The sequence below is a fragment of the Cycloclasticus sp. P1 genome (assembly GCF_000299965.1).
GTDB classification, from domain to species: Bacteria; Pseudomonadota; Gammaproteobacteria; order Methylococcales; family Cycloclasticaceae; genus Cycloclasticus; species Cycloclasticus pugetii.
In genome coordinates this window covers 1,550,455-1,575,957 of record NC_018697.1, presented here as the reverse complement: position 1 = coordinate 1,575,957, position 25,503 = coordinate 1,550,455, and the positions used below count along the sequence as shown (strand labels likewise).

At 42.7% G+C, this 25,503-nt stretch carries 26 protein-coding genes and 1 other RNA gene; 15 read left to right on the top strand and 12 right to left on the bottom strand.

Annotated features, from left to right (window positions below):
- Positions 1-136 precede the first annotated feature (136 nt).
- The 5 genes from Q91_RS07555 to Q91_RS07535 are packed head-to-tail and all read right to left on the bottom strand — an operon-like array spanning position 137 to position 8,028.
- Positions 137-1,417 (bottom strand): HAMP domain-containing sensor histidine kinase, encoded by a 1,281-nt coding sequence (locus tag Q91_RS07555; protein WP_015006296.1) that lies wholly within the window; start codon positions 1,415-1,417, stop codon positions 137-139.
- 1 nt (position 1,418) lies between these two features.
- A complete protein-coding gene (locus Q91_RS07550) occupies positions 1,419-2,159 on the bottom strand; it encodes a response regulator transcription factor (protein WP_041230524.1) in 741 nt (246 codons plus the stop codon).
- Positions 2,160-2,185: 26 nt separating this feature from the next.
- Positions 2,186-5,347 carry an efflux RND transporter permease subunit gene (locus tag Q91_RS07545; RefSeq protein WP_015006294.1) on the bottom strand — a complete coding sequence of 1,054 codons (3,162 nt, stop codon included), beginning with the start codon at positions 5,345-5,347 and terminating at the stop codon, positions 2,186-2,188.
- Positions 5,340-6,659 (bottom strand): efflux RND transporter periplasmic adaptor subunit, encoded by a 1,320-nt coding sequence (locus tag Q91_RS07540; protein ID WP_015006293.1) that lies wholly within the window; start codon positions 6,657-6,659, stop codon positions 5,340-5,342. Before Q91_RS07540 ends, Q91_RS07545 begins: the two co-directional genes overlap by 8 nt.
- Positions 6,649-8,028 carry a TolC family protein gene (locus tag Q91_RS07535; RefSeq protein ID WP_015006292.1) on the bottom strand — a complete coding sequence of 460 codons (1,380 nt, stop codon included), beginning with the start codon at positions 8,026-8,028 and terminating at the stop codon, positions 6,649-6,651. Before Q91_RS07535 ends, Q91_RS07540 begins: the two co-directional genes overlap by 11 nt.
- A gap of 307 nt (positions 8,029-8,335) precedes the next feature.
- On the opposite strand from Q91_RS07535, the gene Q91_RS07530 reads away from it, so the two are divergent.
- Positions 8,336-8,581, top strand: a complete 246-nt coding sequence (locus tag Q91_RS07530; RefSeq protein WP_015006291.1) for a type II toxin-antitoxin system ParD family antitoxin — start codon at positions 8,336-8,338, stop codon at positions 8,579-8,581.
- Positions 8,578-8,874: a type II toxin-antitoxin system RelE/ParE family toxin gene (locus tag Q91_RS07525; protein ID WP_015006290.1), complete on the top strand. Its 297-nt coding sequence runs from the start codon at positions 8,578-8,580 to the stop codon at positions 8,872-8,874. Before Q91_RS07530 ends, Q91_RS07525 begins: the two co-directional genes overlap by 4 nt.
- Before the next feature lie 348 nt (positions 8,875-9,222).
- Here the strand turns inward: Q91_RS07525 and Q91_RS07520 are convergent, their stop codons facing one another.
- The gene (locus Q91_RS07520; protein ID WP_015006289.1) at positions 9,223-10,107 is read right to left on the bottom strand and encodes a LysR family transcriptional regulator; all 885 of its coding nucleotides are present in this window, start codon (positions 10,105-10,107) and stop codon (positions 9,223-9,225) included.
- A 128-nt stretch (positions 10,108-10,235) separates the two neighbouring features.
- Between Q91_RS07520 and Q91_RS07515 the strand changes: the two genes are divergently transcribed.
- The 6 genes from Q91_RS07515 to Q91_RS07490 all read left to right on the top strand — a co-directional run bounded on the left by Q91_RS07515 (position 10,236) and on the right by Q91_RS07490 (position 14,743).
- Positions 10,236-10,505, top strand: coding sequence for a glutaredoxin domain-containing protein (locus Q91_RS07515; protein WP_015006288.1), 270 nt, complete (start codon positions 10,236-10,238; stop codon positions 10,503-10,505).
- 41 nt (positions 10,506-10,546) lie between these two features.
- Positions 10,547-11,170, top strand: coding sequence for a glutathione S-transferase family protein (locus Q91_RS07510; RefSeq protein ID WP_015006287.1), 624 nt, complete (start codon positions 10,547-10,549; stop codon positions 11,168-11,170).
- 37 nt (positions 11,171-11,207) lie between these two features.
- Positions 11,208-11,597: an MAPEG family protein gene (locus tag Q91_RS11430; protein WP_015006286.1), complete on the top strand. Its 390-nt coding sequence runs from the start codon at positions 11,208-11,210 to the stop codon at positions 11,595-11,597.
- A gap of 464 nt (positions 11,598-12,061) precedes the next feature.
- A complete protein-coding gene (locus Q91_RS07500) occupies positions 12,062-13,840 on the top strand; it encodes an FAD-binding oxidoreductase (protein ID WP_202948160.1) in 1,779 nt (592 codons plus the stop codon).
- Positions 13,841-13,886: 46 nt separating this feature from the next.
- On the top strand, positions 13,887-14,093 hold the full coding sequence (nrtS, locus tag Q91_RS07495; protein WP_015006284.1) for a nitrate/nitrite transporter NrtS: 207 nt from the start codon (positions 13,887-13,889) through the stop codon (positions 14,091-14,093).
- Positions 14,090-14,743: a cupin domain-containing protein gene (locus Q91_RS07490; protein ID WP_015006283.1), complete on the top strand. Its 654-nt coding sequence runs from the start codon at positions 14,090-14,092 to the stop codon at positions 14,741-14,743. The genes nrtS and Q91_RS07490 overlap by 4 nt, the downstream gene beginning before the upstream one ends.
- A gap of 97 nt (positions 14,744-14,840) precedes the next feature.
- Here Q91_RS07490 and ssrA read toward each other — a convergent pair.
- Both ssrA and smpB read right to left on the bottom strand, forming a co-directional pair.
- Positions 14,841-15,216, bottom strand: a transfer-messenger RNA (tmRNA) gene (gene ssrA / locus Q91_RS11495).
- Positions 15,217-15,441: 225 nt separating this feature from the next.
- On the bottom strand, positions 15,442-15,918 hold the full coding sequence (smpB, locus tag Q91_RS07485) for an SsrA-binding protein SmpB (RefSeq protein WP_015006282.1): 477 nt from the start codon (positions 15,916-15,918) through the stop codon (positions 15,442-15,444).
- A 109-nt stretch (positions 15,919-16,027) separates the two neighbouring features.
- Between smpB and Q91_RS07480 the strand changes: the two genes are divergently transcribed.
- The 6 genes from Q91_RS07480 (at position 16,028) to Q91_RS07455 (ending at position 21,909) form a co-directional block, all read left to right on the top strand.
- On the top strand, positions 16,028-17,380 hold the full coding sequence (locus tag Q91_RS07480; RefSeq protein ID WP_050999774.1) for a sodium-dependent transporter: 1,353 nt from the start codon (positions 16,028-16,030) through the stop codon (positions 17,378-17,380).
- A gap of 4 nt (positions 17,381-17,384) precedes the next feature.
- Entirely contained in the window at positions 17,385-17,816 is a 432-nt protein-coding gene (locus tag Q91_RS07475) for a type II toxin-antitoxin system RatA family toxin (RefSeq protein WP_016390047.1), read from the top strand.
- Positions 17,809-18,117, top strand: coding sequence for an RnfH family protein (locus Q91_RS07470; RefSeq protein ID WP_015006279.1), 309 nt, complete (start codon positions 17,809-17,811; stop codon positions 18,115-18,117). Before Q91_RS07475 ends, Q91_RS07470 begins: the two co-directional genes overlap by 8 nt.
- Before the next feature lie 244 nt (positions 18,118-18,361).
- On the top strand, positions 18,362-19,915 hold the full coding sequence (locus Q91_RS07465) for a 2-isopropylmalate synthase (RefSeq protein WP_015006277.1): 1,554 nt from the start codon (positions 18,362-18,364) through the stop codon (positions 19,913-19,915).
- Positions 19,916-20,154: 239 nt separating this feature from the next.
- Positions 20,155-20,640 carry an aromatic-ring-hydroxylating dioxygenase subunit beta gene (locus Q91_RS07460; RefSeq protein ID WP_015006276.1) on the top strand — a complete coding sequence of 162 codons (486 nt, stop codon included), beginning with the start codon at positions 20,155-20,157 and terminating at the stop codon, positions 20,638-20,640.
- 15 nt (positions 20,641-20,655) lie between these two features.
- The gene (locus tag Q91_RS07455) at positions 20,656-21,909 is read left to right on the top strand and encodes an aromatic ring-hydroxylating dioxygenase subunit alpha (RefSeq protein ID WP_020932297.1); all 1,254 of its coding nucleotides are present in this window, start codon (positions 20,656-20,658) and stop codon (positions 21,907-21,909) included.
- Between the two features lie 63 nt (positions 21,910-21,972).
- On the opposite strand, the gene Q91_RS07450 is transcribed toward Q91_RS07455, so the two are convergent.
- Genes Q91_RS07450 through Q91_RS07440 form a run of 3 tightly spaced genes read right to left on the bottom strand, consistent with a single transcriptional unit; the run spans position 21,973 to position 23,321 of the window.
- Positions 21,973-22,419 carry a PaaI family thioesterase gene (locus Q91_RS07450; protein WP_015006274.1) on the bottom strand — a complete coding sequence of 149 codons (447 nt, stop codon included), beginning with the start codon at positions 22,417-22,419 and terminating at the stop codon, positions 21,973-21,975.
- A gap of 1 nt (position 22,420) precedes the next feature.
- Entirely contained in the window at positions 22,421-22,849 is a 429-nt protein-coding gene (locus Q91_RS07445) for a PaaI family thioesterase (protein ID WP_015006273.1), read from the bottom strand.
- Between the two features lies 1 nt (position 22,850).
- Positions 22,851-23,321 carry an outer membrane protein assembly factor BamE gene (locus Q91_RS07440; RefSeq protein WP_015006272.1) on the bottom strand — a complete coding sequence of 157 codons (471 nt, stop codon included), beginning with the start codon at positions 23,319-23,321 and terminating at the stop codon, positions 22,851-22,853.
- A gap of 104 nt (positions 23,322-23,425) precedes the next feature.
- Here Q91_RS07440 and fur point away from each other — a divergent pair, with 104 nt between their 5' ends.
- Positions 23,426-23,836: a ferric iron uptake transcriptional regulator gene (gene fur, locus Q91_RS07435; protein WP_015006271.1), complete on the top strand. Its 411-nt coding sequence runs from the start codon at positions 23,426-23,428 to the stop codon at positions 23,834-23,836.
- On the opposite strand, the gene recN is transcribed toward fur, so the two are convergent.
- Positions 23,829-25,499, bottom strand: coding sequence for a DNA repair protein RecN (gene recN, locus Q91_RS07430; protein WP_015006270.1), 1,671 nt, complete (start codon positions 25,497-25,499; stop codon positions 23,829-23,831). The two genes, fur and recN, sit on opposite strands and share 8 nt — an antisense overlap.
- Positions 25,500-25,503 lie beyond the last annotated feature (4 nt).

The window sequence follows — 25,503 nt, the reverse complement described above, 5'->3', positions numbered from 1 at the left end:
ATGTTAACTAAATAACCAAAATTAAAAGTAAGATTCTACTATTCGTGTCTTTAAAAAACTAGGTTTTTGTAGCTGTGAGGGTTTGGGCAGTTTTAGTGGCTTATTTTTGGCAGACACGAAGCTTACTTTAAGTTGCTTAATCGCTGAGCGAAAGAACCACTTGATAACCGTTATTCAACGCTCGATGTTGATAAGACCAGCCCAATTTAGTCGCTAATTTATCGATCAGTTTAATACCTATACCATAGCCATCATCTAGATTTTCTTTTTCAATATAGTTGGGTGCATGTGGGCTACTTTTTTCTTTATTTATAACAGTAAGTATTTGACTATTAAGGTTTATCTCTACCGAGCCACAATAAGTATGTTGGTATGCATTACGGATGATATTCCCTATGATTATTTCAGTGGCTGTTTTAGGCAAAGTTAGCTCACAGTTTTCTAAATGACAGTTAACGGTGACTTCTTTACCTGACAGTAGGTACATTAAATTTTCACTGATCTGTTCTATCATTGACTTAATATTGATGGCGTTTAGCGGCAGGGTTTCATTTGTATCCCTTCCTAGCCATAACAGTGTTTCGGTTAAATCGGCCATCGTTTTTGAGGCGTGATCAATACGAGCAATGGCATTATTGCCTTTAATATTGTCAGGATCGACGACTCTTTGCAAAAGTTCACTGCTGCTGCGAATAACGGCAATAGGAGTGCGTAATTCATGGCTGGCATGGTTAACAAACTCTCTTTCGCGGTATAACGTCGTGCGAACATCTTGCAAACTGTTATGAATAATATGTGCAAGGGCATCTAGTTCTTTGTATTTAAATGAAGGAATGGGTGAGTCGAGTTGTTTCTCGTCAAGCTTAGCGGCCCATTGTTGAAGCTTTTCTACTGGCCTTGTGACGCTGCGCATAAGAAACTGCAAAGCAAGCGCAAAAGAAGCCAGAGCAATTAGGCCAAGCAGTATGTTATAAATAATGCGATTGATATGAAAAGGTCTGGCTTGACGAGTGGGTGGGGCCTCAAAAGCTTGTGATACATAGCGAATATCGCCATTTGGTAAGCGTGCCAGCAAGGCAAACTGTGCAGATTCCGGTCTTTTAAACCAATTCGGTTTGTTAATGTTTTTTAACAATACGTATGGCTGAAAGTCCGTTGGTTTAAAGCTTGAGCGAATTTTTTCAGGTAACTCGTTGTATTGATCTGAAATGTAAAAATCAAGAATTTTTGCACTACCGCTGGTATCTAATTCAGCTCTTTCAGCGACACGAATCATGGTTCTTTTTAGCATGCCGTCCATGCCATCAAAAAAACTATCACTGTTTTGAATTGAAAAAAGAATGATCAAAATGGCTGCAAGGCTAAATAATGACCACAAAATATAACGGCGTAAACTAAGTCGTAAATCATTCACCATACTATCTGCGCTCCTGCTTGTTATCGGTTTGCTCAATGTCATTATCGTCTGCAACCTTCTTTGAGGATGGGGTGCTTGTTAAAGCAATACAGAAACTAGCGTTTGGAAGTGCTTTTACCTCTATATTAGAGCCGCCTTGAGCCAGTAATTTTCGTAGGTTATGAATATGCACCTTTAAGGTATTACTTTCGGGCGCTTCATCTTTCCAAACGGCATCGATAAGGCGCTGGCGACTGACGGCATTACCTTGTTCACGAAGTAGTACTTGAAGGATTTTAAAGGTGGTTGGGCTGAGCTTTAAAAGGCTCTCGTTAACAGAGGCGATTTGTGCTTTTAGATCTAAAGAAACATTACCAAATTGGAGTTTTCTTATTTGTCCAGAACGTCGTGTCGACAGTGTGATCACGCGAGCGACTAACTCAGCCATCTCAAAAGGTTTCACTAAGTAATCATCAGCCCCCATTTGAAAGCCTTCTAGTTTACTTTCCAGCTTGTCTCTGGCAGTTAGCATAATGATAGGGGTGTCATCACCTTGATTTCTTACATGTTCGCAGACACGAAACCCATCCATTTTTGGCAGGTTGATATCAAGGATGATAACGTCGAATCTTTGTGCATTCATTAAGTTCAAAGCAGCAATACCGTTAGCGACATGATCGCAGGCCATGTCTTCCAACTCTAAATAGTCAATAATATTGCCTGCAAGGCCTAAATTATCTTCTACCAATAATACTCGTATCATCTGCTCTCCAGTGTGCATTGATCGTTCTAGCTCTGGTTATTTTCTGTAGTTGGCAGCTTCATTTTGCTTAACGGCTGGTTAGATAACGCACGGTTAAAGACACGAAAGATATCATCGTAAATTAACAATAAAGCGGGGGTTAATAAAAGTGTGATAAACGTGGCAAATAAAATACCATAGCCCAGTGATGCCGCCGCTGGGATTAAAAATTGTGCCTGCATCGATGTTTCGCCCAATATTGGGTATAAGCCTGCAAATGTGGTGATAGAGGTGAGCAGTACAGCGCGCAAACGACTTGTACATGCTTCGATAACAGCGGCTTCTATCGCTAAACCTTCTTGACGTAAGGTATTAAAACGCGAAACCAGTAATAAACTATCATTCACCACGACACCGCTTAGCGCCAAGACGCCATTGAGTGATAATAAGCTCAACATGAGCCCGTTAGACCAATGACCAATAATGGCGCCAACTATTCCAAAGGGGATGGCTGTCATTATTATTAATGGCTGCACATATGATTTTAATGGAATAGCTAACAGCGCAAAAATAGACAATAAAGCGAGAATAAATACGCTTTGCATTGAGCTTTGTGTCTCGGCTTGCTCTTCGGCTTCTCCGGCAAAATACAAGGATAAATCTTGATATTGTCGTTCCAGCTGAGGAGCAAAACTTTCTTTTATGTCGTTGACCAGTTCAGTAGAGGTAATCAGGTCGCCGTCAACCGATGCGCTTACAGTGAGTGCTCGTAGCCCGTTAATGCGCACCACCTGTTTTTGTTGTACATCGGGAATAATGCTGGCAACAACACTTAAAGGAACAACCGTGCCATCGGCTAACCGTACTTGCGTTGTTAATACATCAGAGGGATTCATTCGGTCTTTTGCTGGGTAACGCACCCTCACTTTAACCTCATTTTTATCACGCAGGTAACGTTGAACAACTTCACCGCCAAATGCTTTTAGCAGCTGTTGGGACAGGCTTCTGGTGTCCATCCCCATGGCGCGTCCTTGAGGCGTTAGCTCAAAACGCATCATCGCTTCGCCTGGCGTTAAAGAGCTTTCGATGGCATACACGCCATTGATTTCAGATAGCTTTTCTATAAAGGCGTTGTTCACCGCCGTCAGGGTATCTTCATTAATGCTTTTAAGCTCAACTTTAAAGCCTTCCACCATTTCACGACGAGAGCGAATTTTTAAACTTTTTACGCCTTCTAAGTTTCCCGCTAGTTGATTCCAGCGTGCGGATAGTTCATCCAAAGAATAGGGCTTGGCTTCATCTAGCGAAATAGTGAGGCTGCCACTTTGGTCGCCATTTGCTAATATTTGCAAACTACCAATGCCGGTTCCTGATTTATTCTTTTCTTGCAATAATTGTTTGTCAGCTTCCAATACTGCTTGCTCTAGCGTTAATAAGTTCTTTTCATTTTGACCAAAACTCGCGTCACTGTGCAAAGCCATATTGGCTGTGACGGTATCACCTTGCATGCTGGGGAAGAAGCTAACACGTACCGCACCGGTAAGCGGCAAGCTGATAACAATGATAAAAAAAGCAATAAAAAATAGAATGGCCGCATAACGATACGCAATAGTAAGCTTAAGCAGCCGTTTGTATACTCGATAGTTAAACCACTGCAAGCCATTGTCAGCGGCTGTTTGTATTTTATTCCAGATGCCTGCTAAGCCGGTTCTTGTTTGCTGTTTGGTGGGCAAATGGGCTAAATGCGCCGGTAAAATTAGTTTTGACTCAACCACCGATAACAATAAACACAGGGTAACAACCGTGCCGAATTGTGAATACAAGGTACCTAAACCACCCGACACATTAGATAAGGCAAAAAACGTGGCGACCGTTGTTAGCACACCAAATAACGTCGGTATAGCAACTTTATGGGTGCCTAATATGGTGTTATCCACGGTGTCGCCATGCTGTTTTCTCGTAGAGTAAACACTTTCGCCTATAACAACTGCATCATCCACCACAATACCTAATGCCATAATAAAGCCAAAGGTCGTCATTTCATTTAATGTCATGTCGGTGTAGTTGCCGGTCATGAAGTACAAGGTGCCGAAGAAGATGAACGGCAACCCGGCTGCAACCCAAAAAGCGACACGTAAATTTAGGAATAACGCGAGGGTTATAAAAACCAGCGCTACTCCCATTAAAGCATTATTGGTTAGCAGGCTTAAACGCTCGGTGATCATGATGCTTTTGTCGTACCAAGTTTCCAGCTCAACGCCTTCAGGTAACAAGCCTTTTTGATGCCATGTTTCAACCACTTCATGGGCTTGCTTTACCATACTAGTGATGTCACCGTATTCATCCATCATCACTTGAATGCCATAACCATTTTTGCCGTTGTAGCGCGATAGTTTGTAGCTGTCATCGGCGAATATATCAGTCACTTTGGCTATATCGCCAACCGTCAGTACCACGCCAGTTGAATGGGTAATCAGCGGAATATCAGCAAAGTCTTTGGCGTAGTAGGCTTGTTCTGATGCTTTTAAGCGAATGACTTTTTCTTTGTTACGCAAGCTGGTGGTTAGTGTGGTATTAGACTCTTGGTTAATAATCTCCGACACCGAAGAAAGGGATAAACCGTAAGCCTGTAGTTTGGCTTCGTCGATTTCAACGGAGATCATAGGGTCAATAAAGCTACTGGCATTTACGTCTCTGATGTCAGGCTTTGCAAGCAAGTCACGTTCAAGTTGTTCACCTAAATATTGCAAAGTGCTGTGGTCTACATCGCCATAAAGTTGCACCCAAATGGCGTGTTGTTGACGGCGGGCTTTTTCTATAACAGGTTTTTCTGCATCGGATGGGAAATTATAAATACTGTCTACTTCGGCCTTAATGTCAGTAAAAAGCTCATCGAGGTCATATTCGGTTTCTTTTTCAACTTGCACCGTTGAGCCGTTGGCATGAGAAGTTGAGGTGATCCGTTTGATACCTGGGAGGGCTTCTAGAGCATTTTCAATTTTTATTGCAATGCCTTCTTCGGCCTGTTCTGCGTCACCACTATCGTAGACCATAGAGATGGTAATAAAGCGAGGCTCCATACTCGGAAAGGCTTCTTTTCGAATGTCATTCATGGAGACCAAACCAAGAATGATTAAACTAACCATCAGTAAATTGGCTGCAACAGGGTTTTGAGTAAACCAAGCAATAATGCCCTTATGCTCAGTCATTATTTGATTCTCCAGTTGTTGCTTCAATAACAGCTTGTACCCGAGTGTTTGCCAAATAACTGTTTAAGGGCCGCGAAACGATGAGCGCATTTTTAAGTTGTTGGTATGGGCTGATAAATGCAAAACCTTTATTTTCAAATAACACGTTTGGGGTAAATTTTTGCAAGGTGTTGTTGCTCGGTGAAATAAACCAGACTTCTTGTTTTTGAGAGACAGCTGAAGCGGGTATTTTCCAAATATTATCTAACTTAATACCTTGTATTTGAGCACTAACAAAACTACCCAAAAGTAGTGGGGGTTGTTGGGTAAGTGGCTTGTTTAAACTAACAATCGCATTTCGTTGTCGGGTGGTCATATCTTGATGAAGTTCTACACGAGATACATTGGCCTGCCACTGAATATTTGTTGAAGCATCCAACAAGGTAACCGGCCAGTCTAGTTCAGCTTGCGAGGTATAGCTGGGTAGCAATGTCCATTGACTAGGCGATAAACCAATGGCTATTTCGGCACTATCGACAGAATATAGTTTTGCGACAGCCCCTCCAGTTTGAATATAACTACCGGGTGATACCTCTCGGCTAATAACCAGTGCATCAAAGGGTGCTGTGACCTCAGTTAACGCTACATCACGTGTTGCCGATGCCACGCTTTGCCGAGCTTTTTCTAATGCCGCCTGAGCAGCTTTTAATTGTGGTGCTCTTAAAACCAGATCTGACGCAGGGTCACCATCTAGACCTGAACGATTCCATTCATCACGAGCTTGTATGCCTAGTAAACGCTCTTCTTCCAACGATACAACGGCTGCTTGATAGTCTGACTGAGCGCTTGCTAAGGCTTTTAAGTAGGGAGTCTTATTAATAAATGCCAGTGTTTCACCTGCTTTTACTAAAGCGCCGGTTTTAAAGTTAGCGGCTATTTTATCGATCTGTCCATTTACTTGGGCGATTAAGCTTAAGCTGTCAACGGGTTGAACTTCGCCATAGCCTTTAACAACGGCATGATAGCTAGCGGCAGACACTTTATAAACACCAACTTGCGCTTGAGAGTTATCACTGTTTCTTTTAGTTGCATCAGCTTGGGTTTCGCTAGCGTTGTTATTGCGATCCTTTTCGGTTTGCGCTGACAGGTTTCGCGGCGGCTTGGCAGAAGTTGTGCTTCTATCAACTTCAACACGGCTATTGTCCTTATTTGCCGGCTGATTACCCCGAGGCTTGTTTGCTTTTCCAGCGTCCATATTCATCAGGGTATAAGTGATGGCGATAACAATAGTTGCTAGTGCAATTAAACTGACAAAAAGTTTTTTATTTTTCATAGGGCACTCCAAGGCCTAGTGCTAGGCCTAAGTTAATACGATTTTGAAGTTGTGATGCTTGCAGCTGAATGAGCTGGCTTTGTAAGTCGAATCGGCTGTTGTACACCGACACTAAATCAAGAATGTTAGCCAGTCCTTGACGATATTGGCCCTCAGTGGTTTTAACGCTTCGTTCGGCATTATCAATGGCCATGCTGGTATATTTTTTTCTTTCAGTTAATGCCCGTTCATTGTCTAGTGCGTTTTGTGTTTCTTGTACCGCGTTTAATAGCGACTCTTGATATAGCCACCAAGCGTTCACAGAGGCTAGTTTTTCTATTTCCACCTGCGCGCGTAGTGCTCCACCTTGAAACAACGGCGCCGTCATCTGCCCAAGTAAACTCCATAATGGATTAGTAAATAAGGCGTCAGTAGCAGAACTAGCGCTATCGCTTAATGCCGCTGACAGGTTAATACTGGGCAATAAAGCTTTATAAGCAACATCAACCTCAAATTCAGATGCTTTGAGTGTGTAATAAGCCGCTTGTAAATCTGGTCTACGCGATAGATTTTGTTTAGGTAGGTTCGCTAAAGGTAGCAGTACATCAGGAAAACTAGAGGATTGATCTAGCTCAGTTAGGCTTTGATCTTGTCGACCTAACAACACCGCAAGCATACGCCTAGCCGTTGCTAAGTTATATTCATATTGAGCAAGTGTCGCTTGTATGGTGGCATTACTCGTTCTGGCCGTATCCAAATCGTCTAATGAGCCTAAGCCCGTGCGGTAACGGTTTAAAATAACTGTTTCATTATTTTTAAATACTGTTAGCCGAGCGCGTTCTATATTTAATAACTGTTGCTGGCTTAAAATATTAATATATTCACGTAAAACATTGGCCACCAAACTGTCGCGAGCTGATTGGTAAGCAGCTTCAGCACTTGCTGCCTGAAAGTTAGCAGCGCTGACACCATTGCTGATCTTTTGCCATAAGTCCAGCTCCCAGCTGATATTAAAGTTGTTGCTGTAGCCAGAATTCTCATTCTTTGCTTTGCTAGCACTGCTTCCAGCACTTAAATTAACATTTTGGTTTGCTTCTGCGGTATCTATAGCAACCTGAGCCGTTCGTAACGTCACTAATGTTTGTTGTAAATTGGCATTATTGTTTAATGCCTCTTGAATAAAATTCGTAAGGTTTGGTATTGCCTCAATATCAACCAAATCAGTTAGTTGGCTGGCATCTTCGGCAGTAGCATCCTGTGCTTGCCATGTCACCATTTGCCCCGTTGTATTCAGAGCCGATTCGCTAAGCTGTTTATTACCTAAGTTCGCACATGCGTTTAATACCAAAGATATTGCGAATAGGCCGAGCGATTGAATCACTCTATTCATATAAAACACTCCCATGTTTTAAAGTTTTGTTGAGTTTAGTATGTCAAAAGTAGGGTTAAGGAAGGGTTAAGAGTTAACTTAAATAGAAAACTCAGGCTTATTTAGCAGGTTGTAGGAGTTTGGGAAAGGCGAAAGGAATTGAAATCTAGATCTAACTAATTGAAATACAGGTTAAATGGTAAAGATGTTCTTTTAAGTCTCAAAAATACCTGTAATCGATATGACTGCTAATCACTCACGTTAATTTGTTTATACGGCAGCACATGCTATATTAATATTTAATACAGCATCTTATGGAGGTGAAGTTATGGCAAGAAATACATCAGTAACACTCGGTGAACATTTTGATGAGTTCGTGCATGAGAAAATTAATTCAGGGCGTTTTCAATCGGTAAGTGAGGTCGTGCGTGCAGGGCTACGCAAACTTGAAGAGGATGAAACAAAGCTACAGGTGCTTAGAGATAAATTACAAGCAGGTGAAAACAGCCCGCTAGTCGATGACTTTGATGGTAAAAAGTTTATGTCGGGGTTGCGTAGCAAGCACCATAAATGACAACCCCCTATCGGTTAAGGTCACTTGCGCAAGATGACCTGGAATCTATTTGGCTTTATACCTATAAGGAATGGGGCATAACGCAAGCAGATACTTACCTTGGCTCATTAATTAAACGTTTCGAGTGGTTAGCTGAAAATGCCTTGTTAGGCAGACCAAGAGATGATGTGAAGAGAGGGTACTATTGTTACCCTGAAGGCATGCACCTTATTTTTTACGTTATTAATAACAATCAGGTCGAGATTATTGGAATACCTCATCAAAGTATGGATATTGTTAAGTATTTGGCGTGATGTTACTACGAGTGTCATTAAAAAACCAGGGTTTGGTGGATTCCCCTAGAATGTTATAGGCATAAAAAAACCCACAAAACCTTGTTTCTATTGGTTTTATGGGTTTTTCTAAGTCCTTATGGGACTATCTTTTGGTGGTGGGTCGGGACGCGGGTTTGGTTCCCACAATGGGAACTGAATTTGAACATCAATTGCTTGAGTAAGCTAATGCGGGTTTATGCTTACGCAGCAGCTTCGGAACTCTGTTTGTCAGAACCTAGCAGAAACTCGATTGACACAGCCGAACAATACTTGTTTGTAGGTGTAGCCTATTTTGAGTGTGAGTTTACTTTTATCGCCGAACGCTAACTATCCGAATTCATCCATTAAAAAATCAATGAAACTGCGTACTTTTTTCGATAGGTACTTCCTATGGGGGTAGATGGCGAATAGACCAAATTCAAGTGTTCTGTAATTGGGTAATACTTGAGTCAACGTGCCACTCTTCAATTCTTCTTCGACAATAAATCGAGGAATCATACCAATGCCTCCATGCGCTAACGTCATTTCCTTCACGGCTCTCGGGCTATTTGCTGAAGCGCGAGACATCACATCAATAGATGCCGTTTCGCCGTTTGGTGAGATAAAAGGCCACTTTTTACCAATACGGAAATTACTGTCGATGATGCAAGTGTGATTTTTCAGATCACTTGGAGAATCTGGTGCTTTTTTTGATTTTAAATAAGAGGGTGACGCACATAGAATCAAAGGCAAGGTGTTGATGGATCTTGCCACCATGCTGGAATCATCAACGCCACCGATCAGAATACGGACATCAATTCCTTCTTCAAGCATATCAACTGCCTTGTCACCCAAAAGCAGGTCGACCTGCATCTCTTTATGTTCATCGAGAAAACGGGGGAGGGCAGGAGATAGCTTCATTTCGCCAAAGGTTTGCGGGGCGCTAACCCTAAGCAACCCCCTTGGTGATCTCTGTTCTCCTGTGACATCGTCGATAAGTGCATTAAAGCTATCAATCAGGGGAAGTGCGTTTTCATAATAATTTTGCCCGGCTTCGGTTAGCGCTAATCGACGGGTAGACCGGTTAAATAGCCTCACCCCCAATTGTTTTTCCACCTCTCCGACATATTTACTGACCAAGGCTTTCGAAAGCCCTAGTCGGTCGCTTGCTGCGGTAAAAGAGCCGGTTTCAACCACGGCTACAACGGTCTTTAATCCATCTAATGTATCCATGATTGTCAATATATCATTGATAATTATTCAACAGCAAGGCTGTTTTTCCTAAAGTCGATTTTTTGGATACTGACTTTCATCAGCAGTAAGCAACAAGTTGAGTGCTGAAACAACAAGAGGTCAGATATATGAAAAAAATTGAAATCTATACAAGGCCAGGATGTGGCTATTGCACACATGCTAAGCGCCTTCTTGAAAGCAAAGGTTTGGATTACAGCGAGTACGACACTTACATACACCCGGAAAAATTCCAGGAGTTACGTAGACGCACTCAAGCCCGAACCTTTCCTCAAATTTTTGTTGATGATTGTGCCATAGGAGGGTTTGAGGACCTTTTAAAGCTTGAACAGCAGAATAGATTGCCTAAGCAAAGTAAGCCGCTAGCAACAGAAACTTAAGTAAAAACTTTTTAATCGCAAACTCATTTAGGAGCTAAAACATGTCAACAATCAAATTACATCGTCATCCACTTTCTGGTCACTCTCATCGCGTAGAGGTGCTCTTGTCACTACTTGGTCTACCGACCGAATTAGTGAATGTGGATTTGGCAAACGGCGCACACAAACAAGCGGACTTCTTGAAAAAGAATCGCTTTGGTCAGGTCCCGGTAATCGAGGATGGAGATGTCACGATTTCAGATTCGAATGCCATCTTGGTTTATTTGGCCAGTAAGTACGACGCTAACCACCAATGGTTACCTCAAGACGCAAAGGCAGCTGCAGATGTTCAACGCTTCTTATCTCTAGCGGCAGGAAAGATCGCCTTTGGTCCGGCAGCCGCAAGACTGGTTAACGTGTTTGGTGCTGGCTTGGATCATGAAAACGCCAAAGCTATCGCACACCATACTTTTGAGCTACTTGATGCACATCTTTCGGAGCAGGATTGGTTAGTGGGTAGTACGCCGACTATTGCTGACGTTGCCAACTATGCATATATCGCTCATGCACCCGAAGGTGATGTGTCACTTGAGTCTTACCCGAATATCGTCGCGTGGTTGAATAGATTTGAAGCGCTTGAAGGATTCGTGCCAATGCAAAGAACCGCCGTTGGCCTCAATCAGTAAGACAATCAAAATATCGAAACGATTAGGAGACGAAATTATGATCACTGAAATTCAAATGCTTGCTGCTGCTGCTGGACTTTTACTCGCGTTGACCCTAATTCAGGGTACTCGCAACGTTATACTCTTAGGGCTTCCGGTTGCTGCTGGAAATCAACACGATATTGCGCCTTGGTCAGGTTGGAATGATAGGCTGAATCGAGCCATTCGAAACCTGATTGAAGCGATCGCGATATTTGCCCCCATTGTGCTAGCAGTGCACGGGCTAGGATTAAATAATGACCTCAGTGCCTTGGGTGCTCAGATTTTTTTGGTGAGTCGCATTGTGCATGCGGTGGTCTATACACTTGGAGTACCTTGGATTCGTACGCTTGCATGGTTTGCCGGCGTCATAGGTATTGTGATGGTGGGTGCTCCACTTTTCACATAAATCCTATCCGATAAACGGTTTACCCAATACTGCACAAAGGGTCGGGCTAAGGCGTAGTTCCTCGATGCTCGGTCCAATAACAATCTTGTACATATGCTTGGTCAGTTAAGTGTATGTTCAGTTAAATTCTGCGTAGAGAGGATTACCTTATGACAAACTCAATACAGGATATTAAACCTTCACCCTTTCATTCGGGCGAGCAAAAAATCCAGGCTCGCATGGGCGTCAGGGAAAAAATGGAACGTTTTGGGAGAAAGGTCATTCGAGACTTTATGCCAGATCAGCATCGAGAGTTCTATAATCAGTTGCCGTTTGTCTTTGTCGGGCATGCCGATGGTGAAGGTTGGCCGTGGGCTTCCATCTTGTTCAATTCACCTGGTTTTATGCACTCGAAAAATGAACGCTCGCTATCGATTAATGCCCTGCCTGTAGAAGGCGACCCTCTCCAGGAAGCCATTGAGCCTATGACTCGACTCGGTTTACTCGGAATAGAATTGCCTACACGGCGGAGGAACCGATTAGCGGCACAGATTGAGCGTAAAACGGAACAGGGGTTCGAAGTGAAGGTAGATCAAGCGTTTGGCAACTGTCCACAATATATTCAAACTCGTGAATTGGAGTGGCTGGATGCTGGTTCAATGCCCAAGCCAGAAGTTCAAGAAATAACATTGCTTGATCAGGATGCGCAGGCGCTGATCTCAAATAGTGATACCTTTTTTGTGGCTAGCTACCTTGCCAATGGTAGCGGAGAAGCCAGCGAAGGTGCAGATGTTTCTCATCGAGGAGGTCGGCCAGGTTTTGTCCGGGTGGATGATGACAAGACGCTGACCATTCCAGATTACTTAGGTAACAACCATTACAATACCTTTGGAAACTTCATTGAAAACGGTAAGGCAGGATTACTCTTTCTCGATTTTGAAAATGGTGATCTTCTTACACTGACAGGTACCGTAGAGATTCTGTGGGAGTCGCCTGAGATAAAGTATTTTGACGGTGCAGAGCGGCTATGGAGATTCCACCTTGATCATGGGCGAAAACTTAAATACGCACTTCCACTTAGATGGAAATTGCAGGCGTTTTCTCCTAACACCTCTTTGACAGGTACTTGGCAAGAAGCCAAAACGTCGGAAGATGCAGCGAGACTTAAAGACGAATGGCGGCCTTACAAAGTTGAAAAGATTGTTCGGGAAAGCAGTGTCATCAAATCCTTTTATCTCTCTGCTGTGGGGCATCAGGCACTAAAGTTTATCCCTGGGCAATTTCTTACCCTGAAGGCTGAACTTGAAGGTAAAGAACAAATACGTACTTACACCTTGTCGAGTGCGCCTGCTGATCATCAGTATCGAATCAGTGTAAAGCGCGAAGATTCACTGGATAGTAAACGCCCTAAAGGGACTTTTTCCAGTTACTTACATTCAGGCATAAATGTAGGAGATACGATACTCGCAAAAGCCCCCACGGGTGCATTTCAATATGATCCAGAGAGTGATCGTCCGGCTCTGCTTCTTGCTGGTGGTGTCGGCATTACGCCGATGATCTCGATGGCGCGACATGCATTGAGTGAGGGGCTTCGAACACGAAAAATGCGCTCGATCACCTTCATTGGTGGCGCGCGCAGTCATCAACACAGGGCATTCTTTGACGAATTTAATAAGATTGCTGAGGCGTCTCAAAATCAGATACAAGCCTATTGGGCTTTAAGTGAAGTCAGTCCAGATTTAAAACCCGGAAAAGACTTTCAGCACGTCGGTCATATTTCAAAAGACCTGCTTCAAGCAATATTGCCACTGGATGAATACGATTGTTATCTTTGTGGTCCGGCCGGATTTATGCAGGCAAGCTATGATTTGTTGCGCTCGTTAGGTGTCAGCGATTCTCGTATTCATGCCGAAGCATTTGGCCCTGCGTCATTGAAACGAAGTGCTGATGGGGCATCGAAAAGCGTCGTATCACAACCAGTTGCCGATCAAGCTATTGTTGAGTTTTCCAGTTCTAAAGTTGAACAGGCCTGGTCGAAAGGAGATGGCAACTTATTGGAATTTGCAGAAGCTCATGGGTTTACTCCTGACTTTGGTTGTAGAAGCGGGCAATGTGGTGCATGCAAAGTGAAACTGAGGTCAGGCAAAGTCGCTTATGAAACGGCATATCCCGAGGGGGTGGACGATGGAGAGGTTTTATTGTGCTGCTCGGTTCCGGCTAGGGTTGAAGGAGAAGAGGTTGCTAGGATTTCTATTGAACTCTGATGTTGAACTTGCGCTATCTGGCGGAAAATTTTATTAAAGGTAAGCCATGAAATTTCAATTGCAAGAGCTAGTTAGGAATCACGGTTTTAAGGCTGCTAAGGTGGCTCTCATTGTGGGAACGATATTGTTAATCATCAATCAATTTAATGCTATTTTTGCTGATCAGCCCTTTCGCTGGTTGCCCGCTGCACTTACTTATATTGTTCCGTTTTTTGTTTTTTTATTAGGTAAGCATAAGGAGGGGGAAGAATGATCAATATGGATTTTTCCCGACGCTTGGTAATCGAAACCGCAGCTATGAAATGGACTGAAAGCCCAATTTCAGGTGTATCACGCAAACCACTTGAAAGAGAGGCGAAAGAGTCTGGGCATACAACAAGTATTGTGAGGTACGAAGCGGGCGCCAGTTTTTCAGAGCATGTACATCCCTTGGGTGAAGAAATCTATGTGCTAGAGGGAGTGTTTTCGGACGAAACAGGCGACTTCGGACCGGGCACTTATATTCGTAATCCACCAGGAAGTGTTCACGCCCCTTTTAGTAAAGAGGGCTGCACTATTTTCGTAAAACTGAATCAATTCGATCAGAAAGATTCAATTCAAGTTCGGGTCGATACAAAAACATCTCCTTGGCAACAGGGCATAGGTAGCCTAGACGTAATGTACTTGCACAGTTTTGAAGGTGAACATGTCGCCTTGGTTAAGTGGCCAGCGGGGGAGGTGTTTGAGCCACACCGACACTTTGGTGGAGAAGAAATTCTGGTTCTCTCGGGAACATTTAGAGATGAGCATGGCATGTATCCGGAGCAAACATGGATTCGCAACCCTCACATGAGCCAACATCACTCTTATGTTCATGAGGTGACAGTCATTTTGGTCAAGACGGGGCATTTGCCAATAGAGTGATCAACTTGAAATTGGCTCGTTAATTTTTTTCATACTCAATTTGCGGGTTAATAAAAAGCCCTAAAGGCCAGTAAGGGCTCATTAGGGCTTAAAAAATTGGTGGAGGTGGGGAGAATCGAACTCCCGTCCGCAAGCACTCCGCCCTCGGCTCTACATGCTTATCCTATAACTTTTAGTTTAATCAGTGGCTACCCGATAGGCTAGGAAGACCAAAGACGATTTCGGTTAAGTTTTAGTACATCCGCCCCGAACAAGCTTCAATACGATCTTATGAGCTATGATGCCTGAGATGATCCGAAGATCGCTGGACGCATAAGCACGGCTCCAGTCAGACAGCAATCTACTGGTGTTTAGGCAGCGATTGCGTAGTTGTCGTCGTTTGCAACTATAATTTTTCAGATGTTTTACGAGATTCCTGAAAGCTCGGCATGCACCTAAGGTTTTGCTACCCACGTCGAAGCCAGGTCACCCCCTTTGGTTATGGTTCGATACTATACATTATGAAAGGTTCACAAATATAGTGAATAATTCTTTCATTGAGAAGAAAAAACAGGTGGTTATGCGTTTATGTAGGCTTAATAGCAGGGATGTCAACCCGTTATTAACACAGGGAGGATGTGTTTTAGCCAAGTTCTAATTTTTAAAGGTGAAAAAAGGGGAGCATGCCTTAGATATTTTAAGTGAAGTAGCTGGTATGCCTAGCCTGAATGCTTCATGATGCGCTGTTTTTCACGCTGCCAGTCTTTATTTTTAGCCGAGGCGCGTTTGTCATGTAGCTGTTTACCTTTAGCCGAACCGATTTCTAGTTTTACGCGGCCTTTAACCCAATACATTGATAAGGGAACAATCGTATAGCCTTTACGTTCGACTAGTGCAACAAGGTTGATAAGTTCACGACGATTTAATAAGAGCTTTCGTAAACGTGTTTGCATTGGGTCGATATGAGTTGAGGCAGACAAAAGTGGTGATATATGTGCACCGGCCAGCCAGGCTTCACCATTTTTTATAACGACATAACTTTCTTTTAATTGAACGCGTCCGTCACGGATGCTTTTAACTTCCCAGCCTTCAAGGACCATGCCTGCTTCGAAACGTTGTTCGATAAAATAATCGTGTGTCGCTTTTTTGTTAGATGCGATGGAATTAGGATGTGTTTTTTTCTTTTTGCTTGCCATGTCGATATTCTAAGCGAGGCGTTGATTTATCGCTATAAAAGTCAGCTAATAACTTGGTTAAATAGTAAAGTTGGGTTAATTTATTATCAATAACAAACGTTCAAGGTTTATGAGACAGATATCGCAACATGGAGAATGGTCATCCCGATTGGCCTTTATTTTGGCAGCTACAGGTTCGGCCGTTGGCTTAGGCAATATATGGAAGTTTCCCTATATTGCAGGTGAAAATGGTGGTGGTGCGTTTGTGCTTATTTATTTATTGTGCATTTTGATCATAGGCATCCCCATTATGATGGCTGAAATAATGTTGGGCCGTCGTGGAAGACAAAGCCCCATTAATTCAATGAGAACGTTGGCAACAGAAGCGAAAGCGAGCCGATATTGGTCGTGGTTAGGCTGGCTGGGTGTTATCGCAGGGTTCTTAATTTTGTCTTACTACAGTGTTATTGCTGGTTGGGCTATGGCCTACGTTGTACGTGTTGCATCGGGCGTTTTTGAAGGTGCTACGGCTGACGGAGTTAGTCATATCTTTGCCACCTTTGTGGCAGACCCAGAAAAGCTACTAGCATGGCATAGTTTGTTTATGATTGTGACGATGCTTGTGGTTGCTAGAGGTGTGAAAGGACTTGAACGAACGGTGAAGTTCTTGATGCCTGCGTTGTTGGCTATTTTGATTTTATTGGTGGGCTACGCCATGGAGCGTGGTGCGTTTGAAGAAGGCGTTTCGTTTTTATTTAAGGCAGATTTTACGAAAATGACCAGTGAAGGTGTGTTGACCGCAATGGGACATGCGTTCTTTACGCTTAGTTTGGGCATGGGGGCGATCATGGTGTACGGCTCTTATTTACCGTCTAAGGTTTCAATTGGTTCAACCACTATGCTGATTGGGTTGGCGGATACGATGGTTGCGTTATTGGCAGGCTTGGCTATCTTCCCCATTGTTTTTGCTAATAGTATGGAACCAGCTAGTGGACCGGGCCTTATTTTTCAAACATTGCCAATTGCCTTTGGGCATATGGCGTATGGTTCAATATTTGGTACGCTGTTTTTTATATTACTTGTGTTTGCAGCATGGTCCTCATCAATATCGCTGATAGAGCCAGCTGTTGCCTGGTTGGTTGAAAATAAAAAAATGAGCCGCATGCGTTCATGTATCTGGGCGGGTCTTGTCACATGGGGCGTGGGTATAGGTACGGTTTTATCCTTTAACCTAACTGCAGATGTTACTTTTTTTGGTAAAACATTTTTTGACATTTTAGATTATCTAACAGCAAATATCATGTTGCCTTTGGGTGGTGTATGCATAGCTGTTTTTGCCGGTTGGGTGATGAGTGAAGAAGATAGCGTAAAGGAATTAAGCCTTAAGCGGCAGTGGCTGTATAAAACTTGGCTGTTTTTAGTAAAATTTATATCGCCTCTGGCAGTCGTTATTGTCTTCTTAAAATCAATTGATGTGATCTAAGGCGATGCATAAAGTAGAACGCAGTGCTTTAGTGCGGCATTCAGCTGCAGACATGTTTGACCTTGTCAATGATGTGGCATCGTATCCATTGTTTTTGAAATGGTGTAAAAGTAGTAAAGTACTGTCTGAAACGCAAGACAGTATGACGGCGGAACTTGAAGTGGCTTGGAAGGTGTTGCACAAAGTCTTTAGTACGAAAAATCAATTAGCGGCAGGTGAAAGCATTAAACTTGAGTTGTTAGAAGGGCCTTTTAAGTCTATGACTGGTGAATGGCGTTTTAAGCACCTTCGTGAAGATGCTTGTAAAATAACAATGGAAGTGGACTTTGAGTTTAAAAGTTCCGTTAGTAATTTTGTTTTTAGTGCCATATTTAGTCAAATATGTGGTTCACTAATGGATTGTTTTATCAAAAGGGCAGATGAGGTTTATGGGTAATGTAGAGGTGGCTTACGCAACGCCAGAAAAACAATTAATTTTAGTTGTCCCTTTTCATGATGGGTTGACTGTTCAAAAAGCGATAGATGCCTCTGGGATTTTGAAACATTTTCCGGATATTAATTTGGACAACAATGCGGTGGGAGTTTTCAGTAAGCCTTGTAAACTAGATACGCTATTGAGAGTGGGAGACCGCGTTGAAATTTATCGTCCATTAATTGCGGACCCTAAAGAAGTTAGACGCCAACGTGCTGAAGCCGGAAAAGTTACCAAAAAAGGTGCGCGTTCAGCGAATGAATGATTTGCCTTGAAATACCAAGGAAATGGATTATATTAGTCACTATGATAGTCACAGATAATAATAAAACATTAAATGCCGCTTTTGGTGAAGTGTCTGTGCGCCTTTTTGTCATTGCAAAGTCTTTTCTTCTCAGCCTAGCTCGACTGCCGCAACGCGGCTAATGAATATACCTGGCGAGGTGAAACGCAATTAGCTAATTGTATAAGTAAAAATTTGTCATCAAGATGACATTTGGAGTTTAGAAATGAGTAAAGAGAAGTTAATAATTTTTGATACAACCTTACGTGATGGTGAGCAAAGCCCCGGTGCAGCAATGACTGCAGAAGAGAAGCTTCGTATCGCTAAAGCATTAGAGAAAATGAAGGTTGACATTATTGAGGCAGGTTTTCCTATCTCAAGTGAAGGCGATTTTGCCGCTGTTCAAGGAATTGCAAGAACCGTTAAAGACAGTGTGGTTTGTGGTTTGGCGCGGGCAAACAAAGCAGATATAGAACGTGCTGGTGAAGCACTTAAAGATGCAAATGCATCGCGGATCCATACCTTTATTGCGACCTCGCCACTTCATATGAGAGAGAAGTTGCTATTAACCCCCGATCAGGTTTTTGAACAGGCTGTTGATGCGGTTAAATTGGCAAGAAACTTCACAGATAACGTTGAGTTTTCGCCTGAAGACGCGGGGCGTTCAGACCTTGATTTCTTGTGTCGGATTATTGAGGCGGTTATTGACGCGGGTGCGACAACCATTAACATTCCAGATACTGTGGGTTATAACTTGCCAGACCAATACGGCAACACGATTCGACAGTTAATTGAAAATGTACCTAATTCAGATAAAGCTATCTTTTCAACACATTGCCATAATGACTTAGGCTTGGCAGTGGCGAACTCGTTAGCCGGTGTTATGAATGGTGCGCGCCAAGTTGAGTGTTCAATCAATGGTTTAGGTGAACGTGCAGGAAACGCAGCACTTGAAGAGGTTGTGATGGCGGTTCGAACACGGCAGGATTTATTTCCCTGTGATGTTGGCTTGGATACAACTCAGATTATGACCTGCTCTCGGTTGGTGTCGGGTATAACCGGTTTTCCTGTGCAGCCGAATAAAGCGATTGTGGGTGCTAATGCGTTTGCCCATGAGTCGGGTATTCATCAAGATGGCGTGTTGAAATCGCGCGAAACATACGAAATTATGTTGGCTGAAGATGTTGGTCTTAATTCTAATAAATTAGTATTAGGGAAATTATCTGGGCGGAGTGCATTTAAGGATCGTTTAGAAAAGCTAAACATAATGGTGGATAGCCAAGAAGAGTTAAATAATGCTTTTCGTCGCTTTAAAGATTTAGCCGATAAAAAATCTGAAATTTTTGATGAAGATATTCAAGCCCTGGTGTCGGACTTCAAAATGGAAGAAGCTTTTAGTGAAGCGATTAAGTTAGTGTCCGTTAAAGCGTGTTCGGAAACGGGGGAAATGCCTGAGTCTTGTATTACGTTAATGGTAGATGAGGTTGAGCAAACAGAAACCTCTCAAGGTGGTGGGCTTGTTGATGCTACATTTAAGGCCATTGAGAAAATCGTGACAAGTAGTGCGACGCTTCAGCTTTATTCTGTCAGTAATGTTACTGAAGGGACGGACTCTCAAGGCGAAGTTGCCGTTAGGCTAGAAAAAGCAGGGCGTATTGTGAATGGCCACGGTTCGGATACAGATATTGTGATTGCCTCAGCAAAAGCCTATATCAATGCGCTCAATCGATTGTTTGGTGATAGTGTGCGGATTCACCCTCAAGCCTATGAAGGGGTTTGAATCGACTGCCCAATAAACTAGAGGCTTTGCTTGCAGAGTAGTACTAATATTTTAATGTGCTGGCAACGCTGCAACACACGCGAAAGGCGTTCTGTTATTTAAACAGAGCGCCTTTTTTTATTTTAAGATATTAAAGGTAATACGTCCTTTCTGATCTCGATCATTTTTTCATTTAAGGCTCAATGCGATACTCATCCGCGCCGGTGTTTTTAGCGCACCCAATAGATTGAGGAGAAGGTATGAGAAGTACTAGTATTGAGCCAGAATTAAAACATGAAGTCAGTCAATTGCTTGATGCTTACGTTCAATGTATCGATGATGATGATTTAGAACGTTGGCCAGATTTTTTTACTGAAAATTGCTTGTATAAGGTTATTCCAAGAGAAAACCATGAAATAGGTATGCCGACAGCTATTATGTGGTGTGATAGCCAAGGTATGTTGCAAGATAGAATTACGGCGTTAAGGCACGCTAATATTTATCAAGTTCAATGGTATCGCCATATCACAAGTAACCCTGTTATCAGTACAGAAGATGGTGACACTATTAAGGTGCAGTCTAATTACGCAGTTTTTAAAACCTGTAATGATGGTGAAAGTACCGTTTATAACGTAGGTCGCTATGTTGACCTCCTTGTTCGCGAAAATGGCGTTCTTAAATTTAAAGAACGTGTAGTCATTTATGACACGCATAGAATTACCACCTTGATGGTTATCCCTATTTAAGTCAGGAGAAAGATGATGAATGCAATAACACCCCCACATTTAAAATGGCCAGCTGGCACAGACCATACGGCGGTTCCTTACTCAATATTTAATAGTCGTGAAGTTTACGATCTTGAGCAAAAAAAGATACATAACGGCCCGACATGGAATTATTTATCGACGGAAGCAGAGTTGCCTGAAAAAGGCAGTTTTAAGTCTACTTATATTGGTGACACTCCGGTGGTTGTTACCCGTGGTCAAGATAATGAAATTTACGCTTGGGTGAACCGCTGTGCTCACCGAGGTGCGGAAATTTGCCGAGAGCGCCATGGCAAATCAGAAGATGGTGCTTACACATGTGTCTACCATCAGTGGGCATTTGATGCTAAAGGTGATTTGCGTGGAGTCCCTTTTCAACGTGGCCTTGGCGGCAAGGGAGGGATGCCAAAAGACTTTGCTAAGGATCAACACAGCTTACGTAAAGTTCGTGTTGTTAATCACCTGGGCGTTATTTTTGGCACCTTTAGTGATGAAACGCCTGATATTGAAACTTATATGGGCGAAGATGTAGCGTATCATTTCAAGCGCATCTTAAAAGGGCCTATTGAAGTGATCGGGCATACTCGTCAATACATAGCTGGTAATTGGAAGTTTTATTCAGAAAATACTAAAGACCCTTATCATGCGAGTCTGTTACATTTATTTCACCCAACGTTTGGTATTTATCGTGCTTCATTAGGTGGTGGTACTATCGTAAATAATGATGTGCACTCCGTGTTGTGGGTGGAAAATAGTAAAGAAGATGAAAGTAAGTTATCTGATGTTAAGAGTGATAACACAAGAACCTATCAAGAAGGTACTTACCAGTTAGCTGACCCGTCTTTGTTAGCCGGGGCGAAAGAATTTGATGATGACACCACGACCGTCATTTTTTCGCTTTTTCCATCGTTGGTGGTACACCAAATTCAAAACACACTAGCTTTCCGGCAGATTCTGCCAAAGAATGAAAATGAGTTTGAGCTAGTTTGGACGTTTTTTGGTTATGCCGATGATACCGAAGAAATGCGTAACTTCCGCTTAAAACAATTGAATCTTGTCGGGCCTGCTGGGCTTATATCAATGGAAGATGGGGAATCAACAGAGTTGTGTCAAAAAGCTATTGTGCGAGATGGAAACTATACTAATGTACTTGAAATGGGTGGCGTTGGAACGGGTACAGATGATCACTTTGTGACAGAGGGAGCGATACGATCTTTGTGGAAAGGGTATAGGAAAATGATGGATGTATAGGCGTTAAACAGTAAGTCGATACCTGTAAAGCCTTGCTATAGATAGCAAGGCTTTTTTATAGCATTAAAGAGGTCTATTTTCTGACAGTAAAAAGTGTCCGCGCGCTTGCGCAATAGGCTTATTGATATCTTCTTGCCAAGCAATAATATTACATAAAGCAACACGACTTCCTAAGCGAACAATATCGCACTTTGAGTAGGTGGTAGTGGTTTGCCCAGGGCGTAAATAATCTATAGAGACATCAATAATTTTAGGGATGTTAACGAGTTCTATTTCCCAGATTAAATGTAACAGGGCGGAATTTTCCATAAACCCAGCAATAACGCCGCCATGCAAAGCAGGGACCGCAGGGTTGCCAATATTGCTTTCCATAAAGCGCAAGCTGGATACGATGCTTTCGCCAACCATGCTGGTTTCTACACCGATTGTTTTGGCATACGGAATAAGTTCTACAATGGCCTCATAATCATGACGCAGTTTGATGTCATTTATTTTTTCTACTAAGGACATTTTATTGTACTGGGAATTGTTTGTTAGAACGCATAAAGCTACCGACGGCGGTTGCAATAGGGCTATTTATATCATCGGTATAGGCGCTGGCGCGAACAAAAGCAATGGTGTGAGTTAAATGGTAGCAATCGGCATATACGTTTATATCGGCACCGGAGGCAGCGGGGCGAATATGGTCTATTCTTAGATCCAGTGTTGCCATAGCACGTAAATTGTTTTGTGCCTGTAAAATAGCAGCGCCACAGGCTGTATCAATAGCAGTGGAAACAGCGCCACTATGGATGTAGTTGTTAACACAATCGCCAATAATCTGTTTGCTAAAAGGAAGCTTTAATGTGGTGGATGTTTCACCATGGCTCACCAAGGTAATGTTTAATTTTTTAGCGTGAGGGGTTTGGTTAATTGTTTTTAAATAAGATTGGATGCTCATGCTAGGGTTTTGCTTCTGGTTCGATGCCGATGAATTTAAGTATTTTTTCCATAATACCGACTTCCTTTTTTTCTCGTTTGGGGACATCAATCACCTTGGTATCGATGGTCATCGGCTTAAACTCATTGCTAGGTTTGAAATTACCTTTTAGGCTAGCAAGACTGCCTTCATTAAAAATAACGGTAATCCGTTCTCTTTTATGTGGTTTGCCTGCCTTTCTTATATCGTAGAAATAGTCCCAACGCTCCTGATGGAATGGATCCACCAATAAAGGGGTGCCCAAGATGAATTTTACCTGCCGCTTATCCATGCCCGGACGGAGTTGGTCAATCATTTTTTGAGTCACCACATTTCCTTGATGGACATCAATTTTATAAACACCGGGTAGGGTGTCAGCAACGTCAAGCATCTTGTCGTTTAGGGTTTCTGTCGTTGAACAAGCCACCAAGGTTGAGCTTGAAATGAATATCATTATTAGAATGAGACGCTTTCGCATTTAAGATCTTCTGTGTATGATTGCAATGGTGAGATGATACATCATCTCACTTTTATATCCACCCCAAATTAGAGGTCGAAATGGAGTCAAAAGATATAAGGGCTGCTGGTTTAAAGGTTACTTTACCTCGGTTAAAAATTCTTGATATGTTGGAAAGTACTGAGAATAAACATCTGTCAGCTGAGGACATGTATAGGGCTCTTTTAGACGATGGTGAAGAAATTGGGTTGGCTACGGTGTATCGTGTGTTAACGCAATTTGAAACGGCGGGTTTAGTCAATCGTCATCATTTTGAGGGTGGTAACTCAGTTTTTGAATTATGCCAAGATGAGCACCATGACCATATTTTATGTGTGAAATGTGGCCGGGTTGATGAGTTCTACGACGAGATGATTGAGCAGCGTCAAAAAGTGATCGCTAAAGAAAAAGGCTACAAAATAACAGACCATAGTTTATATATCTATGGGGTCTGCCCATCATGCGCTAAATAGCCTTTTCCACCATTTCCTTTGCGTGGGCGATGGTTTTATCTGATAAATCAATACCACCTAACATACGGGCTACTTCATTAATTCTCTGTGTTTGATTTAAGCTATCAATTTTCGTTGTGGTTTGTTGTTGGTTTTTTTGCTTGCTGACTAATAAATGCTGATGCCCTTGAGAGGCGACTTGTGGCAGGTGGGTGACACATAGGACCTGACGGTCGCAAGCTAACTCGCGTAGGCGTATTCCAACTGTTTCAGCAACACCACCACCAATACCTGCATCAACTTCATCAAACACCAAGGTAGGTGTCGTATTGCGGCGGCTAGTGACCACTTGTATGGCTAGGCTAATACGAGAAAGCTCGCCCCCTGATGCCACTTTTCCAATCGGCGAATCTGGCATGCCTGGGTTTGTTGATATAAGGAAGACGACATCATCTAGACCATTTTTTTGTGGAGGCTGCTTCGCCAAATGGTTAACGCTTATGTTTAGTTTTCCATCCGGAAGTCCAAGTGTTTTTAAAGTGTTGGTAATGTTACGGCTTAACTTTAAAGCATGTTGCTTGCGCTCATTATGGAGAAGTTCGGCCTGCTTGCGGTAAAGTGTTTCTGCCTCAGCGATGTCTAGTTGAAGCGCGCTTAATTTCTCGTTACGGTTTTCAAGCAAGTCAAGTCGTGCAGTGAGCTGATTATATTTGTCGGAAAGTTGCGAGGGCTCAACATGCAGTTTTCGAGCTAATTCATGAATGCTGCTTAATTGCTGGTCGAGCAAGCTGAGTTTTTCTGGGTCATCTTCTTGTTGATCAATTTGATGCCTCAAATCACGACTGGCTTCTTGAATTTGAATGCTGGCTTCTTTGATTTGTTCGCCCACGCTTGTAAATTCAGGCGCTAAGTCAGCCAGTAACTCTAATTCATGCGAGACATTATTAATTTGACTATATATAGAAGCGTTTTCGTTTTCATACAATATGTCTATTTGGTGTGCTGAGGTCTCAATGATTTTACGCATATTGGATGCTAACGCGTGTTCTTGCACCAACTCATCGTAGTCAATATGGATAATATTTGCTTGCTCTAATTCATTGATTTGATATTTAAGTAGTTGTTTTTCACTCTCATTGTCTTCATTGCCATCGGTTAGGTGGTGAAGCTCTTCGGTTAATCGTTTCCAATGTGAGTACTGTTTGCGACATTCAAGAAGCAAGGCCTGAGAGGGTAAGGATGAATCGACTAATTCACATTGCTTGCCGGGGTGTAATAAATCTAGGTGTGCATGCTGGCCGTGGATGTTAATAAGGTGTTTAGAAAGTTGTTGTAGGGCTTTTAAATTAACGACTTGACCGTTGATATAAGCTTTTGAACGGCCGTCAGCATTGATGGTTCTTCGAATGAAGCAATCTCCTTGATCATCAAGGTCGTTGTCTATAAGCCATTGCTGGGAGGCCGGTAGATCGGTAATGTCAAACTCTAAGCTAAGATCCGCCTTATTAGCCCCAGGTCTCAATAACGAAGCATCTGCTCGTTCGCCTAGGCACAGTTTCATTGCTGTCAGTAAAATGGATTTACCCGCACCTGTTTCACCGGTTAGCACGGTCATCCCTTGCTCAAGCTCGAGGTTTAATTGATCAACAACAGCTAAGCCTTTTATGTCGATGGATTTAAGCATACCT